Raw genomic sequence first — 17,224 nt, 5'->3', positions numbered from 1 at the left:
GTCCTCGCACGGACCCCAGCCCCGGGCAAGGCGTTCACCGCGCCAGTTCCTTCAGGCCGAGGCGGATCAGCTTGGAGGAATCGGCGTCATCACCAGCAGCCTTCATGGCGGCCGCGATGGCATTGGCGGCGATGTCGCGGGAATAGCCCAGATTGACCAGTGCCGAGACCGCGTCGGCGATCGGGGCAGGGGCCACGCCCTCGCCGAGTTCCTGCTTGAGCCCGATAGTGCCTGTGGCCTCGCCGGCATAGGCCGGCGCCTTGTTCTTCAGTTCGGTGACGATGCGCTCGGCGACTTTCTTGCCGACGCCGGGGGCTCTGGAGACCATCGCGATGTCGCGCAGCGCGATGGCATTGGCGAGATCGGCCGGCGCCAATGTCGACAGAATCGCGAGCGCCACCTTGGCGCCAACGCCCTGGACGTTGGCCATCAGCAGTTTGAACCATTCGCGCTCCAGCTCCGACTTGAAGCCGTAGAGGCGGATCATATCCTCGCGGACATAGGTCTCGATGAACAGCACCGCCGCCTCGCCGGTGCCGGGCAAGGCAGCAAGCGTGCGCGCCGAACAATGGGCGACATAGCCGACGCCATGGACGTCCAGCACGCAGAAATCCTCGCCGATCTCGTCGACGGTGCCTTTCAACTTGCCGATCATGTGGTGTGTCCCGTCATGGATGGGTGTCAGGTGCGATGATTTCGAGGTCGGGGAAGTAGCTGCGATAACGCGTGGCGTCGCGGGTCAGCAGTCGGTGCCCCGCAGCCTGCGCATGCGCGCCGATGAGGAAGTCGGGCAGGGTACGCTCGCGAGTTCCGCCCGCTCGCCGATACTGCGCTTGCGCAAGGCCGGCGCGAAAAGCGGCTTCCCAAGGTATCTGCTCGCGACGTGGCTTGAGCCAAGCCAAGGCACCTTCGAGACTTGCCTCGTCGCGTATCGGCGAGGCAAGTTCCGACCAGATGATCGGGTTGATCGCTATGTCGCCTGCATCGAAGCACGCCTCGAGGTGTCTTGCGGACCAGACGGCCTGAAAATGTCCCGGCAACAGGACGTCGATGAAGATATTGGTGTCAACGAGGGTCGAGATCGTCACGCGGTCCCCGCAGCCATTCCATGTACTCGTCGGTTGTCATGCCATCGAGATCGATTGTGCCTGCCACGCGATCAAGCCATTGCTTGAACTGCTGTGCTCTTTCTTCGGGCGTTTGTGCTGGCCGGATCGGGACAATGCGGGCACCTTCCTGATCGGCCACGAAATCCACCTCGGAGCCGGGCTCGATGCCGAGTCGGTCGCGGATCTCCTTTGGGATTGTCACCTGGCCTTTTGTGGTCACGCGCATGGTAATACCTCACAGGTATTACTTACCGGCGAGACAAGAACAAGTCAAGAACATGCGTGGCTGCGACCAGTCACCGATTCCTCGCCACTGCCAGGAGTTCATCCACGTTTGTCGCCTGCTCCCCGCTTCCCTCAAGCCGGTCGAGAATGGCAATGAACCGGTCGAGGCGGTCGCGCTCGGCAAGTCGCTCGATATCGTCCTTGGGCACGATGGTGATCTTGCCGCCTTCGATGCCGAATATCACTTCGGTGTTGGCTCCGATGCCGAAGGTTTCGCGCAGATCGCGCGGAATCGTCACTTGGCCCTTGCTGGTCACGCGCATGGAATCATTCCCTTTGTTGCTGGCAAGGAATGATTTAGCGATGAGAACAAGTCAAGAACATCAGGCCTGGGCGGCAGCCAGGGCGGCCAGGCGGTATGCCGGGCTTTGGCGATGATGGGCGTGGCAGATGGCGATCGCCAGCGCGTCGGCGGCGTCGGCGGTGTCGAACACGGCCTTCGGCATCAGCACCTTGACCATCATGGCGATCTGCTTCTTGTCGCCATGGCCGACGCCGATGACCGCCTTCTTCACCGCATTGGGCGAATATTCGGCGACGACCAGCCCAGCACGAGCCGGCACCAGCATGGCGATGCCGCGCGCCTGGCCGAGCTTCAGTGTCGCTGTGGCATCCTTGTTGACGAAGGTCGCTTCGACGGCCGCCTCATGCGGCATTTCACGGTGCAGCACATCGGCGAGCCCGTCATGCAATTGGCACAGGCGGGTGGCGAGCGTCGTCTTGCTGTCGGAGCGGACGGTACCTGCGGCGACAAAACGCAGCGAATTGCCAAGGCTTTCGATGATCCCCCAGCCGGTACGCTGCAGCCCGGGGTCGATGCCAATGATACGAATCGTCTCTCTCATCCGCGAACTCTATCTCCACGGAGGCAAGACACCAGAAAAATGTGAACAAAACAGAAACAATCCCTGCTGTGGCGCAGGGAGTATCGTTGCCTAGTTGCGGGCGAAGGCGGTGTTGAGCAGCGAGATCTGGTCGGAAACCGGATTGCTGCGGCGCATCGCCTGCACCGGCATCACGGTCGTGCCGTTACCGTAGATCTCTTCGTCCATGCGTCGCACATGCGCTTGCAGGCGGAGCGAACGGCGCACCAGATCGACGAATTCGTCGGGCAGCTCGTTCCAGCCGGCGGCGTCGTCATGGGCGGAAGCGGTGTCGAGGCGAACCTTGGATTTCTCGGATGCGACCTGGTCGCGGGTCATCTCGCCGGAATTGGCGGCGCGCTGCAAAAGCAGCCAGGAAGCGATCTGCATCAGGCGCGTGGTCAGCCGCATCGATTCGGCGGCGTAAAGCGTCGCGGCAAGCCGCGACAGCTTCTTGGCCTCGACGCGGCCGGCGCCGTCGAGATACTCGGCGGCCTGTTCGACCAGCCCCATGCCTTCATTGTAGAGAGGTTTGAAGGACGGCGAAAACACCCGCCTTTCGGCGAGCTTGATCGTATTCGCACTTTCCCTCGAAGGCTCGTTCATCATCGCTACCCTGCAACCCTGATCCGCGTTCTGCCGATCTTTTGTCGACGGATTCTGCGCGGCCCGCTCCTATACGCTAAGCCCGATGAAAATGCGCTTCCGCTGTTCTGAACGCAAGCGCATGTTTAACAAAGGGTTAACGCGCCGGATCGAGGCGCTTTTGGAGGGCGTCCCAGGGCACTGCGCGCAAAAAAAAGAGCCGCGGAAAAGCGCGGCTCTCAGGAGTTTAACAGGGAGGCGTCAAACAAAGTGGCTCCAACCACTCGGTAAGAATCCAGATGACTGGATATGCACAGTAAACAACCGGAATGCTTAATGGACGCTTAAAGGTGCCGCTGATTTCGCAATGCGCCCGTTTTGACTGTGCCGTCACGGCACATCGGCGATGCTTGAAATGCCGCGCCGATGTTATGTCGACTCACGACTTCCAGGCGACCGGAAGTGCGATGACGGCAAACAGGAGCATCGCCGCGTAAAAGCCCATCGACGAGATCGCAACCACCGGTTCGATCGCCGCATTGCCGCCGAGCAGGAAGAACAGCCCGACTAGAAGGCCGATGCCGCTCACTGCCGTCAGCCAGAAGTGGATCCTGGCCAGCATCTTGTCCCGCGCCACCGGAAACAGATGATAGAAGAAGGCGAAGACCGCCGACATCAACCAGCCCGCCACCATGGTGTGGGCATGGACCGGCATCTGGCTGTGGTCCTGGCTGATCGACATGTGCAGGCCAAGCGCCATGCCGGCGAGCGCGTAGACGATGGCGAGCGTGAAGAAATTCCGTGCTACCCCTTGCATAATTTTCTCCGAATGCCTTTTCCCCCCCGCAGGGAATGGGTTGATCTCGGCCATGAGGGCCGTGGTGACGGCGCATGTGCACCGGCCGTGCTTCCACCGCATGCCGCGCGGTCGGGCCGCGCGCTTGCAGGGCAGTTACATCGAAAGTTTCATCAGGAAGATGTGCCGGCCGTTTGCCTCCCCCCAAGGCCGGTTGTGCACGGCGCCGTCCCCCACGACGCACCTCAACGTATCATATTTCTGCTTGCTGATATGTCAGTTGCGCAGCTTTTGCGGGCGCCTTCAACCGGAATTTCCGCGGTTTTCCGGCGCCCCTGCGCGGCCTCGATAGGGCGGCCGCTGGAAACACACCCCGTTCTCCCCCGACACAATGGCGAAACAGCGCCGATGCTATCTGCCGGCCTCGAAAATTAGCGGTGGCTGAAACGGCTGCCTGCGTTTTCGCAAAAACCGGATTGGAAAGGTTCGGAAGATGGACTGGTACTCTCTCGTCAAGTTCTTGCACGTCGTTGCAGCCGTGGTGTGGGTGGGCGGTGGGTTCGCGCTCATGCTGCTCGCCGTGCGTGCGGACCGTGCCGGCAATGTCGATGGCATGCTTCAGGCGATGCGTTCGGTGGGCGAACTCGGCAACAAGCTGTTCGCGCCGACGTCGCTGGTAACCCTCGTGCTCGGGCTCATCATGTGCTGGTTCTGGGTCGGCTTCAGCGATCTCTGGATCATCATCGGGCTGGCCGGATACGTGACGACCTTCCTGATCGGCACGCTGGTGTTCAAGCCCGCTGCCGACACATGGCTGCGATCATCGCCCGCGACGGCGTAACGCCTGCCGCCCTCGACCAGGGCCGCCGCATCCTCAAGGTGGCGCGCTTCGACTATGCCATGATGCTGATCATCGTTGCCGACATGGTGCTCAAGCCGACGCCGTCCGACCTGCCGATCCTGCTGGCGATGGCGGCCGTTTTCGTTGTCGGTCTCTGGGCCGCATTCGACGGCTTGCGGCCGTCCATGACAGCTGCTGCCTGACTTTCCGAGGCGGCGTCCGTGTGGGCGCCGCCGTGGCTTTCAATCCTTCGCCATGTCGCGCAGGCGGAATTTCTGGATCTTGCCGGTCGAGGTCTTGGGAATTTCGGCGAAAATCACCGCCTTGGGCACCTTGAAGCGGGCAAGCAGGGTGCGGCAGTGCTCGATGATCTCGGCTTCGGTCGCCGTCTTGCCGGGCTTGAGTTCGACATAGGCCACCGGCACTTCGCCCCACTTGTCGTCGCCGCGCGCCACCACCCCGCACGAAGCAACCGCGGGATGCTTGTAGAGCGCGTCCTCGACCTCGATCGACGAGATGTTTTCGCCGCCCGAAATGATGATGTCCTTGGAGCGGTCCTTGATCTGGATGTAGCCGTCGGGATGCATCACGCCGAGATCGCCGGAATGAAACCAGCCGCCGGCAAAGGCCTCGTCGGTGGCGCGTTTGTTCTTGAGATAGCCCTTCATGACGATGTTGCCGCGGAACATCACCTCGCCGATGGTCTCGCCGTCGGCGGGTGTCTTTTCCATCGTCTCGGGGTCCATCACGGTCAGGTCTTCGAGCGCTGCATAGCGCACCCCCTGGCGCGCCTTCTTGGCCGTGCGCGGACCCTTGTCCAGCCCGTCCCACTCGCCGTGCCATTCGTTGACGACGGCAGGTCCATAGGTCTCGGTCAGGCCATAGAGATGGGTGACGGCAAAGCCGGCATCGGCCATGCCGGAGAGCACCGCCTCGGGTGGTGGGGCGGCAGCGGTGTTGAAGGTGACGAGCTGCGGAAACTCGCGCTTGTCCTCATCGCGCGCATTGATCAGCACCGACATGACGATGGGTGCGCCGCACAGATGCGTCACGCCGAGATCGGCGATGGCGTCGTAGATCGGCTTGGCGCGCACCCAGCGTAGGCAGACATGGGTGCCGGCCTGCACGGCGAGCGTCCAGGGAAAGCACCAGCCGTTGCAGTGGAACATCGGCAGCGTCCACAGATAGACCGCGTGCTTGTCCATGCCGGCATGGATGGTGTTGGTGTAGGCCATCAGCGCGGCACCGCGATGATGGTAGACCACGCCCTTGGGATTGCCCGTCGTGCCCGACGTGTAGTTGAGCGAGATCGCATCCCATTCGTCGTCGGGCATCGACCAGGCGAAGTCCTGGTCGCCGGATGCGACGAAGTCCTCATAGTCGATGGTGCCGATGCGTTCGCCCTTGGGGTAAGGCGCATCCGCCGGATAGGCGGGGTCGTCATAGTCGATGACCAGCGGCTTGACCGTGGCGAGCGCCAGCGCCTCCTTGACCACGGCGGAGAACTCGCGGTCGACGATCAGAAGCCTGGTCTCGGCGTGGTCGAGCTGAAAGGCGATGATCGCCGCATCAAGGCGCGTGTTCAGGGAATGAAGCACGCCCTTGGTCATCGGCACGCCGAAATGCGCTTCCAGCATAGGCGGCGTGTTCGACAGCATTACCGTCACCGTGTCGCCCTTGCCGATGCCTTGCTTGGCCAGTGCGGAAGCCAGCTTCAGCGAACGCTGCCACCATTGGACATAGCTCGTGCGCTGGTCGCCATGGATAATGGCCAATTGGTCGGGAAAGGTCTTGGCCGCGCGCTCGAGAAAGCTCAGCGGCGTCAGCGGCTGGTGGTTGGCGGGGTTCTTGTCGAGGTCTTCCTCGTATTTTGCCATGACGTTTCTCCCTTGTCGCCGCGAAGCTAGTTCAGCGCTCAAGCCGGGTCATCCTCACATAAAGTCGCGTACCCCGTCATAGAGCAATTTTAGCGCGACGACGGCTACCGTGGCGTATGTGAAGGGGTAGAAGATTTCCGGCTTCATCCGCCGGACGAGCCAGGCGCCGGCAAGTGTCGCCAAAGGTGCCAGAGGCATCAGCACCAGCGACGCGGTAAGGTTGGCGGTGTCGAACTGGCCGAGCGCGAAATAGGGCACAAGCTTGATCGCGTTGGTTACGGCAAAGAAGATCACGCTCGTGCCCGTGAGCACTTTCGGATCCATCCTGAGCGGCAGCGTGTAGACCTGGAAGGGCGGGCCGCCGACATGGGCGACAAAGCTGGTGAAGCCGGCGATCGAGCCCCAGAAGGCGGCGGCGATGCTGTTCGGCTCGGCCTTGTGGTCGGCCCCGTGGCGCAGGCTGGTGTAGATCCAGCGTGCCACGAAGGCGAAGGCGATGGCGCCGACGATGAAACGCACATCGTCGGCCGTCACAAGCGATGCTGTCAGCCAGCCGACGCCGATGCCGATGATCGAGCCCGGCAGCATCTGCCACAGGATTGTGCGGTCGAACACGCCGCGCCACGTCCACAGCGACACCGCGTCCATCAGGATGAGGATCGGCAACAGGATGGCGGCCGCTTGAACCGGCGAGATCACCAGCGCCATCAGCGGCACGCCGACAAAACCGACAGCGCCGCCGAAACCGCCCTTGGACAGGCCGACGAGAATCACCGCGGGCACCGCGGCTGCGTAGAACCATGGATCGAGCAGAAGCGAAGTCATGGGCGGCCTTTCTGCTCGCGGATGGCTGCATCGTGGCAGGTTGGCGAGGGCTGCGCCAATCTTTTCATGTGGTTGGGTCGCGCTGCGTGTCCTGTTCAACGGCGGCACTTTGCTCTATGCCCCAATGCAAACATGATCGCCTTGCATAGGCGTCAAGCATCCGGATCGAAGAACATGAACCCAACCACGCCGCCCAACCGCTGCCGCATCGTGTTGATCGCGCCGCCCTCGGTGAAGCCTGCCGATGTCGAGGCAGCACTCGCCGGTGGCGATGTCGCATCGCTCATCTTGCCGGGCGAGGGCGTCGACGAGGCGTCGTTCCAGGGCTTTGCAGAAAAGGTCGTGGCCGCAGCCCAAAAGGCCGACGTGGCCGTGGTCGTGGCTGGCGACACCCGGGTGGCCGGCCGCGTGCATGCCGATGGCATCCACATCGAGGGCAACAAGGATGAACTCGCCGAAGCCGTCGAAAACTACCAGCAGCGCATGATGGTCGGTGCGGGTGGCGCCAAGACGCGCGACGACGCTCTCGAGCTTGGCGAAGAACGTCCCGACTACATCTTCTTTGGCCGCTTCGGCTACGACAACAAGCCCGAGCCGCATTCGCGCAATCTGTCGCTTGGCGAATGGTGGTCGGAGATGATCGAAATCCCCTGCATCGTCATGGCCGGTTCCGACATTGCCTCGGTGCAGGTGGTCGCGGCAACGGGCGTCGAGTTCGTTGCAGTCTCGTCGGCTGTATTTGGCGAGGGTATCGACCCACGCGAGGCGGTGGCCCGCGCGAATGCCTTGCTCGACGAGACCGCGCCGCGCTTCGAGGAGTAGCCTTTGATGGATCGTTCGCGCCTCCTTGCCGCTTTGTTGTGCCTGGGCTTCGGGCTCGCGCCCGCGATGGCTGTCGAGCGCGCGCCGATCCCGCAGCCCGACCATGGCGCTGTGCCATCACTTGGCAAGCCGCTCGGCACCATCGATCCCAACCGGTTCGGTCCGGCACCCATGCCGCTGGACAGATCACCCGCGCCAGCGGCAGAACCCGTTGCCGCACCGGCACCTGCCGGCACTCCCGACCTGGGTGCCAATCCGGCGGCCAAGCCGGCTGACGGCATCGACCCCAACCGCTTTGGCGGCAAGCCCTCGGATGAGGCATATGGCGCGTTCCAGCGCGGCCTCTACATGACGGCCTACAATCTGGCTCTGCCGCGCGCCGAGGCCGGGGATGCCGCGGCGCAGACGCTGGTTGCCGAAATCCTGTCGCGCGGGCTCGGCGTTGCGCGCAACGATGGCGAGGCGGCCAAGTGGTATGCGCGCGCTGCCGAGCAGGGTGTTGCCGAAGCACAGTTCCAGTATGCGCTGTTGCTGCTCGACGGGCGCTACGTCGCCCGCGACGAAAAGGCTGCCAGCGCCCTGATGCAGTCGGCGGCCGAGGCTGGCAACCGTTTGGCCCAGTTCAACTATGCCCAGATGCTGGTACAGCGCGAGCCGGGCAACAAAGGTCTCGAAAAGGCCGTGCCCTATTATGAACGGGCCGCGGCTACCGGGCTGGCCGACGCCCAGTACGCCATGGCCCAGGTCTATGCCAACGGCGTTGGCGGCAGGCTCCGCGACGACAAGCAGGCGCGTCTGCTGCTCGTGCGCGCCGCCAGGCAGAACTACGATTCCGCCCAGTTCGACCTTGCACTGTGGATGGCCGACGGGCGCGGAGGCGACCGCGACCTGAAGTCGGCTTTCGGCTGGATGAAGCTTGCGGCCGACGGCGGCAATGTCGCCGCTCAGAACCGTCTCGCGAAATTTTACATGGGCGGCATCGGTGTCGAGCCCGATTCCATTCTCGCAGCCGCCTGGTACATCAATGCCCGCCGTGCCGGACTGAACGATCCCGAGATGGACGACTTCCTGCGTGGCCTGACCGATGCCGAGATGAAGCAGGCGCTGGAGCGCGCAAACCGGCTTCGCTGATATGGTGAAAATCGCGACTTCTCTTGCCTAAAAAGCCATTTTGTGGTCTTGGAGGCGCCGATAGCGCCCTTTCCGGCGCAAACCTCTCTTCCGGAACCCAATCATGGCCAAGATCAACGGCAACGAAATCCGTCCCGGCAACGTCATTGAACATGACGGCGGCCTCTGGGTGGCGGTCAGGACCAACCACGTCAAGCCCGGCAAGGGTGGCGCCTACAACCAGGTCGAACTCAAGAACCTCATCAACGGCACCAAGCTCAACGAGCGTTTCCGCTCGGCCGAGACGGTGGAAAAGGTTCGCCTCGAGCAGAAGGACTTCTCGTTCCTCTACGAGCAGGGCGACGCACTGGTGTTCATGGATACCGCAAGCTACGAGCAGCTTGAGCTTCTCAAGGATTTCGTCGGCGATCGCGCCGCGTTCCTTCAGGACGGCATGATGGTCACGGTCGAGCTTTATGACGAGCGCCCGATCGGCATCGCGCTGCCTGACCAGGTGACGCTGACGATCACCGAGGCCGACCCGGTGGTGAAGGGCCAGACGGCTGCTTCCTCCTACAAGCCGGCGGTGCTGGAAAACGGCGTCCGCGTTCTGGTTCCGCCTTTCATCTCTTCGGGCGAGCGTATCATCGTCGACACCAACGAGATCACCTACGTCCGCCGCGCGGACTGAGCACGGCAACGGAAAGTTCTAGATCATGGCGCGTTCAGCGATCCTAAATGTCATGGTGCAGGCCGCCATGAAGGCCGGCCGCTCGCTGGCCCGCGACTTCGGCGAAGTGCAGAACCTGCAGGTTTCGCTGAAGGGCCCTGGCGACTATGTCAGCCAGGCCGACCGCAAGGCCGAGGACATCCTGTTTGCAGAGCTGTCGAAGGCGCGTGCCGGCTACGGCTTCCTGATGGAAGAGCGCGGCGTTGTCGCTGGAGAAGACGACCAGCATCGCTGGATCGTCGATCCGCTCGACGGCACCACCAACTTCCTGCACGGCATTCCGGTGTTTTCGATCTCGATCGCTCTGGAACGTCAGGGCCAGATCGTCGCCGCGGTCGTCTACAACCCGGCGATGGATGAGCTTTACACCGCCGAGCGTGGTGGCGGCGCCTTCCTCAATGACCGCCGCCTGCGCGTCTCCGGCCGCACCAAGCTGTCGGATGCTGTCATCGGCTGCGGCGTGCCGCACCTTGGCCGCAGCCATCACGGCAACTTCCTGCTCGAACTGCGCAACGTCATGGGCGAAGTGGCGGGTGTCCGACGCCTCGGCTCGGCCGCTCTCGATCTGGCCTATGTCGCCGCCGGGCGCATGGACGGTTTCTGGGAAACCGCGCTGTCGCCCTGGGATGTCGCGGCAGGCATCCTTCTGGTGCGCGAAGCCGGCGGCTTCGTCTCCGACGACAAGGGTGGGCAGGATATGCTCGATGGCGGTTCGATCGTCGCCGGCAACGAGACCATCCACCGCGCCCTTATCAAGACGCTGAAGCGGCCCATCGCGCCGCGCTGATCCGCCGCGTCACGGGCTTCTTGTCTTCGTTCCCTGCGGGTAGCCATATTAGGCTCCGCGCAGGGACGGACCATGTCGGACAATAACGCCAAGCATGAAACAGCTGTGCCCTTCGTCGGGCGCTATACCCATTCGCGCGCCGAACTCATTGCCGACGGCGTAGTCCACGCGATTGGCATCTTGCTTGCCGCCGCCGCCGGTTCGGTGCTGCTGGCGGTCTCCGCTTCCCATACCGCCACCGGCGAATATCTCGCTGCCGTCGTCTTTGTCGTAGCGCTGCTCACGGTGCTGTCGGTGTCGTTCCTCTACAATCTGTGGCCGATCTCGCCGGCAAAATGGGTGCTGCGCCGTTTCGACCACGCCGGGATCTACCTGCTCATCGCCGCGACCTACACGCCCTTCCTCGTCCAGCTCGACGATCGCTTCACCGCAAGCGTGATGGCCGGCATCGTCTGGACGGCGGCAATCGCGGGCATGGCGATCAAGCTCTTCTTGCCCGGCAGGCTCGATCGGCTGGCGATCGCCTTCTATCTCGCCATGGGCTGGAGCGGCGTCGTCATCCTGCGCCCGCTGATCGCGACCTTGCCCTCGGCCACGCTTTGGCTGCTGTTTTCGGGCGGGATGGTCTATTCCTGCGGTGTCGTCTTCTACGCCTGGCAACGGCTGCGCTTCCAGAGTGCCGTCTGGCACAGCTTCGTCGTCACCGGTGCCGGGTTGCATGTGGCGGCGATGATCGACCTTCTGGTGGTGGCGCGGCTCTGATTGCGGTGCGATCCCGGCGTCGGGAAGCGCAAGCGCCTTTCATTTTCGTCACATTTCCGCTTACAGTCGTAGTCCACTAACGCATTGCGCCGGAACTTCCCGAAAGTGCGGTGCATAGACTTCAAGGCGATGGCTGCCAGGGCGCGTCCGGATGGATGCGCGGGCGCCAGCCGCAGGGAACCGGAACCGGGGCGTCGATGGCATTGTTGAAATCTCTCGGGGTGGGCAAAGGCTCCGACGTGCTGAGCTACGATCCGCACCGCCTGTCGTCTCCGCAGGTGTTCCTGCTGACGATGATCATCTTCCTGGCGATCGTCGCCTTCATCGCGGCAATCCTGACGCGGCAGATTTCGCATGCCTTCAGCACCAATCCCGGGCTCAATGGCCTGATCCTTGGTGTGCTGGTGGTCGGCATCATACTTGCGTTCGTCCAGGTCGGCCGCCTGTTCCGCGAAGTGCGCTGGGTCAATTCCTTCCGCGCCGGCTCGGAGGCGACGCACCCGGTGCTGCTCGCGCCGATGAAGGCGATGCTCGGACGGTCCTCGGCGATGGTGTTTTCGACCAGTTCGATGCGCACGATGCTCGACTCCATTGCCACGCGCCTTGACGAAAGCCGCGACGTTTCGCGCTATCTCGTCGGCCTGCTGGTATTTCTCGGCCTGCTCGGCACCTTCTGGGGCCTGCTGGGGACCATCGGTTCGATTGGCGAAACCATCCAGTCGCTCGATCCCGGCAGTGGCGATGCGTCAGCCGTGCTCGAATCGCTGAAAGCCGGACTCGCGGCACCCCTGCAAGGCATGGGCACCGCGTTCTCGTCGTCGCTGTTTGGTCTATCCGGCTCGCTGGTGCTGGGCTTCCTTGACCTTCAGGCCGGCCGCGCTCAAACGCGCTTCTACACCGAGCTGGAAAACTGGCTCTCCAGCGTCACCGACCTTTCCTCCGACATGGTCGTCGCCGATGCGAAGAACGGCTCCTCCGACGAAATCCGCGTATTGTCGGAACGCCTTCGCAACATGCAGGAACATGGCGGCTCGAATCCACGCGTCGCCGCCGCCATGGCCAATCTCGCCGACGGCATCTCCGGCCTGGTCAAGAACATGCGCAGCGAACAGCAGATCATGCGCGACTGGGTCGAGGCTCAGTCGGACGAACAGAAGGCGATGCGCAGCACGCTCGAAAAGATCGCCGACGCCCTGAAGAAGGAAGGGGTGCACTAAGGTGGCATTGGCGCGCGGGCGGCGCGGCGACCGCCGCATCGACTATTGGCCGGGCTTTGTCGATGCTTTGTCGACGCTGCTTCTGGCGATCATGTTCCTTTTGTCGGTCTTCGTGCTGGCGCAGTTCCTGCTCAGCCGCGAGATTTCGGGCAAGGACGAGGTGCTGACCCGGCTCAACTCGCAAATCAACGAACTGACGCAGCTTCTGGCGCTCGAGCGCTCCAATTCCCAGGACACCGAGGATGCGCTCGCCAATCTGCAGGCGTCGCTGTCGGCTGCCGAGAGCGAGAAGAGCCGGCTCGAGCAGTTGCTCTCCCAGGGCTCCGGCGCCGGCGCCGAGGCCACCGCTCGCATCGGTTCGCTGACCGGCGAGCTCGACAGCGAGCGCCAGGTCAGCCAGCGCGCGTTGAGCCAGGTCGAATTGCTCAACCAGCAGATCGCGGCCCTGCGCCGGCAAATCGGCGCCCTGGAAGAGGCACTCAACGCCTCGGAGACCCGAGACAAGGAATCCAACACCAAGATCGCCGATCTCGGCCGCCGCCTGAACGTCGCGCTGGCCCAGCGCGTTCAGGAACTCAACCGCTATCGTTCCGATTTCTTCGGGCGCCTGCGCGAGATTCTGTCCGATCGCGAAAACATCCGCATCGTCGGCGACCGCTTCGTGTTTCAATCCGAGGTGCTGTTTCCGACCGGCTCCGAGCAGATCAACGACGCCGGCAAGGTCGAGATGAAGAAGCTCGCCGACGCCATCATCGAGCTGCAGAAGGAAATCCCCCCTGAAATCAACTGGGTGCTGCGGGTCGATGGTCATACCGACAACATTCCTCTGTCGGGAACCGGCCGCTATCGGGACAATTGGGAGCTTTCTTCGGCGCGTTCGACCTCGGTGGTCAAGTTCCTGATCGAGAACGGCGTGCCAGCCAATCGCCTGGTTGCCGCCGGCTTTGGCGAGTTCCAGCCGCTCGACGAAAGCGGCACCGACGAGGCCCGTTCCAAGAACCGCCGCATCGAGCTCAAGCTCACGGAGCGCTAGATCAAGAGTTCGTGAGAAAGAACCTGCGTCTAGGGCGCATGTCCGGTGTTTCCAGTCTTGACTGGCGTGAGTTTGGCGGTCTCGAAGATTATTTTTTCTTAATTATGCTTTCGCCGGCGATGGTTCTATTTTCCAACGTGCAGTCCGGGACACGCCGACGATGGCCCTCCCACCGTGACTCGACGTGTCTTGACGGGCAGTCAACGCTACGGCGGTTCGCCGCCGGGCATTTCGGGAGTCGCAACAATGCGCTCTTTGGCTTTAACAGCAGCTCTCGCTGCAATCCTTGTTTCCGCACCAATGGCAACAGCCTTCGCACGCGGCCATGAAGGCGGCGGCGGCCATGGCGATCACGATCGCACACACGCGCGTGATGTGTTCTCAAACGGCAAGGATGACAACGACAGTTCGAATTCGCAGCTTCCGATCTCGGGGCAGCCGCGATCGGCTTGCGTGCCAGGGCACGCGGCTTGGTATTGTGTACCGAGTACACGATGACCTGCCAGGCGGTGGGTTGCGCCTGAGCGCATGGTACTCCCACACCATCCCGTGATTTGGGTGTGACATCCGTAGGGGGAGGTGGCTTGCCGCCTCCTCTTGTCATGCTTGATCTTGCTGGAAACCTCGCCCCTCGCAAGTTCACTGGAAATCAAGATATCGTGTGCCGAAGACCCTGCCGCATGTGCGGCAGATTTGTGGCTGGATCGCCGTAATCGCCACGGCAGCTTGGGCGCCCAAAATTATTTTTTCTTAATTATGTTCTTGTTTGCATCGGACCTAGACTCTGTTGCAGTCCGGGAAACGCCGGCGATGGCCTCCCACCGTGACTCGACGTTTCCAGACGGACTACGAATGCTGGGGCGAAAGCCGCCCCACAAAAATCTAGGAGACGCAAAGATGCGCTCTATGGCATTCAAGGCGGCGCTTGCCGCACTTCTGATTACGGCTCCGATGGCCTCGGCTTTTGCAAAGGAGCACACCTCCGATACAAGCGGTTCGCCAAGTCACGAAACCTATAGAGATTTCTTTGACGGCGGCGACAATACCGGCAATTCGACATCAATTGCGGGTCATCTTCAGGTCCATCCTGTCAGCTACATCCTCTCTGAATTGCGCAATGACGACGCCCGCATTGCCAATGATCGGCACATGAGGCGGATCAGCGCCGCCCAAGCCCGCCAGCTCACCGGCGAGGATGCGGCGATACGTCGTACGGCCACGAGCGATGCAGGCTACGGCGGCATGCTGTCGGCGGGTACATACAGCCAGCTTCAGTCGGAGGTCTCCAGCCTCGGCTCGCAGATCAGCCGCGATGCTGGCCGCTGACTTCGGCAACCTGCCAGGCGCCCTCGGAGCAAATCCGGGGGCGTTTCTTTTAGTGAGCTACCAGCCGAGCCATAGTGCTGCGAGGGCAAGCGTCGCCGGAAGTGCCTGGATCAACAGTATTTTGCGGCTGACAGTGGCCGCCCCATAGACGCCGGCGATTGCCACGCACAGCAGGAAGAAAACCTTCACCTCGAAACCTGCCACACCCAGCCACAGGCCCCAGATCAGGCCGGCTGCGAGGAAGCCGTTGTAGAGCCCCTGGTTGGCCGCCAACGACTTCGAGGCCTTGGCGAACCTTGGCTCGAGGCCAAAGGCCTTGTGGCCGCGCGGCGTGTCCCAAAGCACCATTTCCAGATAGACGATGTAAAGGTGGATGAGTGCCACCAGCCCGACGAGTATGTTCGAAAGCATCGCAGTCCCCCGGATTCACCAGACTTGACCACGCCGGCGGATGCATCGGCAAGGGCTGGCCCATCCGAACCGTCTTGCGGATGCGGGCAGTTTGGTATCCTCTCGCCGCGATCTTGAGACAGGGGAATCACCATGTCCTTCGCAAAGCTCGACGACCTCGGCCGAAAGCTGGAAGCGCTGGAACATGCGCTCGCCGTTTTGAGCGCCGATGAGGCAACCCACATGGCAGTGGGTGGCGGCGCCAAGCGCGCCGAGGCGCTGTCGGCGCTCGCCGGAATGCACCACCGCCAAGCCACAGCGCCCGAAATCGCTGACTGGATCGTTGCCGCCGAGACGGAGGCATTGAACGAAGAGCAGGTTTCCGCCCTGCAGGAATTCCGCCGCCAATACACCAACATGACCTGCCTGCCGTCGGAGTTCGTCGAGCGTCAGACCTCCGCCCGGCTGCGGTCTGAGCAGCTGTGGCGCGACCTGCGCGCCAAGAACGACTGGGCCGGCTTCCAGCCGGCGCTCGAAGGCATCGTGGCGCTCGTCCGTGAGGAGGCGGCGCTGCGCTCGGAAGCACTTGGCCTCGATCCATACGACGCGCTCATGGAGCAGTACGATCCGGGCCACCGCACTGCTGACATCACGCCCGTCTTCACCGACCTCAAGGCCTTCTTGAAAGGTTTCGTGCCGGAAGCATTGGCCGTTCAGGCGGAGCGTCGGGCAAAGAACCCGGTGCGGGCGCTTTCGGGTGTCTACGCCATCGATCGCCAGCGTGAACTTGGCCTGGCCATGATGGGCGCCATCGGTTTTGACCTGACGCGCGGCAGCCTTTCTGTGTCGCACCACCCGTTCTGCGGTGGGGTGCCATCCGACGTGCGCATCACCACGCGCTACAAGACGACCGATTTCCTGTCGGCGCTGATGGGCGTGCTGCACGAAACCGGCCATGCGCTCTACGAGCAGAACCTGCCCGAAGCCTGGTCGCATTGGCCGCTCGGCAAGGCGCGCGGTACAGCCGTCCATGAAAGCCAGAGCCTGTTCGTTGAAAAGCAGCTTGGCCGCAATCCGGCCTTCTGGCACTGGGCGCTGCCGCTGGTCGAACAACATCTCGGCGAGCGCTGGTCGATGGAAGAGATCCTGCCGCATGTGCATCAGGTCGAACGCGGCCTGATCAGGGTCGATGCCGACGAGGTCACCTATCCGCTGCATGTCATCCTGCGCTACGAACTGGAACAGGAACTCGTTTCAGGCCGCCTGTCCGTGTCGGACCTGCCCCAAGCGTGGGACGCCAAGATGCGCGAGTATCTGGACCTCTCGACCATCGACAATCCCGGCGACGGCCCGATGCAGGACGTCCACTGGCCGAGTGCCGCTTTTGGCTATTTTCCGTCCTACACGCTGGGCGCGATGATGGCGGCACAGCAATGGGCGGCTCTGACCAAGACGCACCCTTCGGTCGACGACGAGATCGCGCGTGGCCATTTTGAGACCGTCAACAACTGGCGCCGCGACAAGATCTGGTCGCAGGCCTCGCGCTGGCCGGCACCCGAACTGCTCGAACGTGCCACAGGCGAAAAGCTCAACGCCGTGCATTTCACCACGCATCTGAAGAAGCGCTACGGGGCCTGATAGACCTTCCCTTGCGGAGTGGCTGTGTCTCGATTTCCACTTGAATTTCGGCGGCTGCAGCTTTCGGGGAGGAGCGCCGCCAGGCACGCGGCGGGGTGATGCAAGCAGCTCGTCCGCCCAGTCTGCAATCGGCCGGCGGGCCACAACCAGGAAGCGGAACGCGGTCGTGAAGCTCGCCGCTTTCCTGTCCCAAGGTAGGTGCAATTTCGCACAAATGCGCGAGTCATC

At 62.7% G+C, this 17,224-nt stretch carries 21 protein-coding genes; 11 read left to right on the top strand and 10 right to left on the bottom strand.

Features of this window, described 5'->3' with window-relative positions; all coding sequences use genetic code 11:
- Window positions 1–34 precede the first annotated feature (34 nt).
- The 7 genes from ruvA to C8K44_RS23535 form a co-directional block, all read right to left on the bottom strand.
- The gene (gene ruvA / locus C8K44_RS23565) at window positions 35–655 is read right to left on the bottom strand and encodes a Holliday junction branch migration protein RuvA (RefSeq protein ID WP_109578206.1); all 621 of its coding nucleotides are present in this window, start codon (window positions 653–655) and stop codon (window positions 35–37) included.
- Between the two features lie 13 nt (window positions 656–668).
- Complete coding sequence (locus C8K44_RS23560; protein WP_109578205.1) at window positions 669–1,088, bottom strand: type II toxin-antitoxin system VapC family toxin; 420 nt, start codon at window positions 1,086–1,088, stop codon at window positions 669–671.
- Window positions 1,066–1,335: an AbrB/MazE/SpoVT family DNA-binding domain-containing protein gene (locus C8K44_RS23555; protein ID WP_109578204.1), complete on the bottom strand. Its 270-nt coding sequence runs from the start codon at window positions 1,333–1,335 to the stop codon at window positions 1,066–1,068. Before C8K44_RS23555 ends, C8K44_RS23560 begins: the two co-directional genes overlap by 23 nt.
- Window positions 1,336–1,405: 70 nt before the next feature.
- A complete protein-coding gene (locus C8K44_RS23550; RefSeq protein WP_109578203.1) occupies window positions 1,406–1,657 on the bottom strand; it encodes an AbrB/MazE/SpoVT family DNA-binding domain-containing protein in 252 nt (83 codons plus the stop codon).
- 60 nt (window positions 1,658–1,717) lie between these two features.
- Window positions 1,718–2,239, bottom strand: coding sequence for a crossover junction endodeoxyribonuclease RuvC (gene ruvC / locus C8K44_RS23545; protein ID WP_109578202.1), 522 nt, complete (start codon window positions 2,237–2,239; stop codon window positions 1,718–1,720).
- 90 nt (window positions 2,240–2,329) lie between these two features.
- Window positions 2,330–2,863, bottom strand: a complete 534-nt coding sequence (locus C8K44_RS23540; protein WP_109578233.1) for a DUF1465 family protein — start codon at window positions 2,861–2,863, stop codon at window positions 2,330–2,332.
- 418 nt (window positions 2,864–3,281) lie between these two features.
- Window positions 3,282–3,659: a hypothetical protein gene (locus tag C8K44_RS23535; RefSeq protein ID WP_109578201.1), complete on the bottom strand. Its 378-nt coding sequence runs from the start codon at window positions 3,657–3,659 to the stop codon at window positions 3,282–3,284.
- Window positions 3,660–4,131: 472 nt separating this feature from the next.
- Between C8K44_RS23535 and C8K44_RS28000 the strand changes: the two genes are divergently transcribed.
- On the top strand, window positions 4,132–4,479 hold the full coding sequence (locus C8K44_RS28000) for a DUF2269 family protein (RefSeq protein ID WP_245417602.1): 348 nt from the start codon (window positions 4,132–4,134) through the stop codon (window positions 4,477–4,479).
- Window positions 4,449–4,682: a hypothetical protein gene (locus C8K44_RS27995; RefSeq protein ID WP_245417601.1), complete on the top strand. Its 234-nt coding sequence runs from the start codon at window positions 4,449–4,451 to the stop codon at window positions 4,680–4,682. The genes C8K44_RS28000 and C8K44_RS27995 overlap by 31 nt, the downstream gene beginning before the upstream one ends.
- Window positions 4,683–4,721: 39 nt before the next feature.
- Here C8K44_RS27995 and C8K44_RS23525 read toward each other — a convergent pair whose 3' ends face one another.
- Together C8K44_RS23525 and C8K44_RS23520 are read right to left on the bottom strand one after the other, a co-directional pair.
- On the bottom strand, window positions 4,722–6,356 hold the full coding sequence (locus C8K44_RS23525) for an acyl-CoA synthetase (RefSeq protein WP_109578200.1): 1,635 nt from the start codon (window positions 6,354–6,356) through the stop codon (window positions 4,722–4,724).
- A gap of 54 nt (window positions 6,357–6,410) precedes the next feature.
- Window positions 6,411–7,181 carry a sulfite exporter TauE/SafE family protein gene (locus C8K44_RS23520; RefSeq protein WP_109578199.1) on the bottom strand — a complete coding sequence of 257 codons (771 nt, stop codon included), beginning with the start codon at window positions 7,179–7,181 and terminating at the stop codon, window positions 6,411–6,413.
- A 174-nt stretch (window positions 7,182–7,355) separates the two neighbouring features.
- Here C8K44_RS23520 and C8K44_RS23515 point away from each other — a divergent pair, with 174 nt between their 5' ends.
- The 8 genes from C8K44_RS23515 to C8K44_RS23480 all read left to right on the top strand — a co-directional run bounded on the left by C8K44_RS23515 (window position 7,356) and on the right by C8K44_RS23480 (window position 14,968).
- Window positions 7,356–8,003, top strand: a complete 648-nt coding sequence (locus C8K44_RS23515) for a thiamine phosphate synthase (RefSeq protein WP_109578198.1) — start codon at window positions 7,356–7,358, stop codon at window positions 8,001–8,003.
- A gap of 6 nt (window positions 8,004–8,009) precedes the next feature.
- A complete protein-coding gene (locus tag C8K44_RS23510; protein WP_245417600.1) occupies window positions 8,010–9,134 on the top strand; it encodes a tetratricopeptide repeat protein in 1,125 nt (374 codons plus the stop codon).
- 103 nt (window positions 9,135–9,237) lie between these two features.
- Complete coding sequence (gene efp, locus C8K44_RS23505) at window positions 9,238–9,804, top strand: elongation factor P (protein WP_018429990.1); 567 nt, start codon at window positions 9,238–9,240, stop codon at window positions 9,802–9,804.
- A 25-nt stretch (window positions 9,805–9,829) separates the two neighbouring features.
- Window positions 9,830–10,630: an inositol monophosphatase family protein gene (locus tag C8K44_RS23500; protein WP_109578197.1), complete on the top strand. Its 801-nt coding sequence runs from the start codon at window positions 9,830–9,832 to the stop codon at window positions 10,628–10,630.
- A gap of 72 nt (window positions 10,631–10,702) precedes the next feature.
- Window positions 10,703–11,392 (top strand): hemolysin III family protein, encoded by a 690-nt coding sequence (locus tag C8K44_RS23495; RefSeq protein WP_109578196.1) that lies wholly within the window; start codon window positions 10,703–10,705, stop codon window positions 11,390–11,392.
- A gap of 197 nt (window positions 11,393–11,589) precedes the next feature.
- Window positions 11,590–12,609, top strand: coding sequence for a MotA/TolQ/ExbB proton channel family protein (locus C8K44_RS23490; protein WP_109578231.1), 1,020 nt, complete (start codon window positions 11,590–11,592; stop codon window positions 12,607–12,609).
- A 1-nt stretch (window position 12,610) separates the two neighbouring features.
- On the top strand, window positions 12,611–13,642 hold the full coding sequence (locus C8K44_RS23485; protein ID WP_109578195.1) for a peptidoglycan -binding protein: 1,032 nt from the start codon (window positions 12,611–12,613) through the stop codon (window positions 13,640–13,642).
- 852 nt (window positions 13,643–14,494) lie between these two features.
- Window positions 14,495–14,968: a hypothetical protein gene (locus C8K44_RS23480; RefSeq protein WP_146203993.1), complete on the top strand. Its 474-nt coding sequence runs from the start codon at window positions 14,495–14,497 to the stop codon at window positions 14,966–14,968.
- Window positions 14,969–15,025: 57 nt separating this feature from the next.
- Here the strand turns inward: C8K44_RS23480 and C8K44_RS23475 are convergent, their stop codons facing one another.
- Window positions 15,026–15,379 carry a DUF1304 domain-containing protein gene (locus C8K44_RS23475; RefSeq protein ID WP_109578193.1) on the bottom strand — a complete coding sequence of 118 codons (354 nt, stop codon included), beginning with the start codon at window positions 15,377–15,379 and terminating at the stop codon, window positions 15,026–15,028.
- 132 nt (window positions 15,380–15,511) lie between these two features.
- Here C8K44_RS23475 and C8K44_RS23470 point away from each other — a divergent pair, with 132 nt between their 5' ends.
- Window positions 15,512–16,996, top strand: a complete 1,485-nt coding sequence (locus C8K44_RS23470) for a carboxypeptidase M32 (protein WP_109578192.1) — start codon at window positions 15,512–15,514, stop codon at window positions 16,994–16,996.
- The last annotated feature ends 228 nt before the right edge of the window (window positions 16,997–17,224 follow it).

The organism is Aminobacter sp. AP02, from assembly GCF_003148805.1.
GTDB lineage: Bacteria > Pseudomonadota > Alphaproteobacteria > Rhizobiales > Rhizobiaceae > Aminobacter.
The sequence above is the reverse complement of the archived record's forward strand: the minus strand, read 5'-3'. Positions and strand labels throughout refer to the sequence as shown.

Coding starts and splice junctions, on each gene's coding strand:
- C8K44_RS23490 (WP_109578231.1), top strand. CDS start 11,590: ATGGCATTGTTGAAATCTCTCGGGGTGGGCAAAGGCTCCGACGTGCTG.
- C8K44_RS23520 (WP_109578199.1), bottom strand. CDS start 7,181: ATGACTTCGCTTCTGCTCGATCCATGGTTCTACGCAGCCGCGGTGCCC.
- C8K44_RS23550 (WP_109578203.1), bottom strand. CDS start 1,657: ATGCGCGTGACCAGCAAGGGCCAAGTGACGATTCCGCGCGATCTGCGC.
- C8K44_RS23540 (WP_109578233.1), bottom strand. CDS start 2,863: ATGAACGAGCCTTCGAGGGAAAGTGCGAATACGATCAAGCTCGCCGAA.
- C8K44_RS23480 (WP_146203993.1), top strand. CDS start 14,495: ATGCTGGGGCGAAAGCCGCCCCACAAAAATCTAGGAGACGCAAAGATG.
- ruvA (WP_109578206.1), bottom strand. CDS start 655: ATGATCGGCAAGTTGAAAGGCACCGTCGACGAGATCGGCGAGGATTTC.
- C8K44_RS23535 (WP_109578201.1), bottom strand. CDS start 3,659: ATGCAAGGGGTAGCACGGAATTTCTTCACGCTCGCCATCGTCTACGCG.
- C8K44_RS23525 (WP_109578200.1), bottom strand. CDS start 6,356: ATGGCAAAATACGAGGAAGACCTCGACAAGAACCCCGCCAACCACCAG.
- C8K44_RS27995 (WP_245417601.1), top strand. CDS start 4,449: ATGGCTGCGATCATCGCCCGCGACGGCGTAACGCCTGCCGCCCTCGAC.
- C8K44_RS23495 (WP_109578196.1), top strand. CDS start 10,703: ATGTCGGACAATAACGCCAAGCATGAAACAGCTGTGCCCTTCGTCGGG.
- efp (WP_018429990.1), top strand. CDS start 9,238: ATGGCCAAGATCAACGGCAACGAAATCCGTCCCGGCAACGTCATTGAA.
- C8K44_RS23510 (WP_245417600.1), top strand. CDS start 8,010: ATGGATCGTTCGCGCCTCCTTGCCGCTTTGTTGTGCCTGGGCTTCGGG.
- C8K44_RS23555 (WP_109578204.1), bottom strand. CDS start 1,335: ATGCGCGTGACCACAAAAGGCCAGGTGACAATCCCAAAGGAGATCCGC.
- ruvC (WP_109578202.1), bottom strand. CDS start 2,239: ATGAGAGAGACGATTCGTATCATTGGCATCGACCCCGGGCTGCAGCGT.
- C8K44_RS28000 (WP_245417602.1), top strand. CDS start 4,132: ATGGACTGGTACTCTCTCGTCAAGTTCTTGCACGTCGTTGCAGCCGTG.
- C8K44_RS23470 (WP_109578192.1), top strand. CDS start 15,512: ATGTCCTTCGCAAAGCTCGACGACCTCGGCCGAAAGCTGGAAGCGCTG.
- C8K44_RS23475 (WP_109578193.1), bottom strand. CDS start 15,379: ATGCTTTCGAACATACTCGTCGGGCTGGTGGCACTCATCCACCTTTAC.
- C8K44_RS23500 (WP_109578197.1), top strand. CDS start 9,830: ATGGCGCGTTCAGCGATCCTAAATGTCATGGTGCAGGCCGCCATGAAG.
- C8K44_RS23515 (WP_109578198.1), top strand. CDS start 7,356: ATGAACCCAACCACGCCGCCCAACCGCTGCCGCATCGTGTTGATCGCG.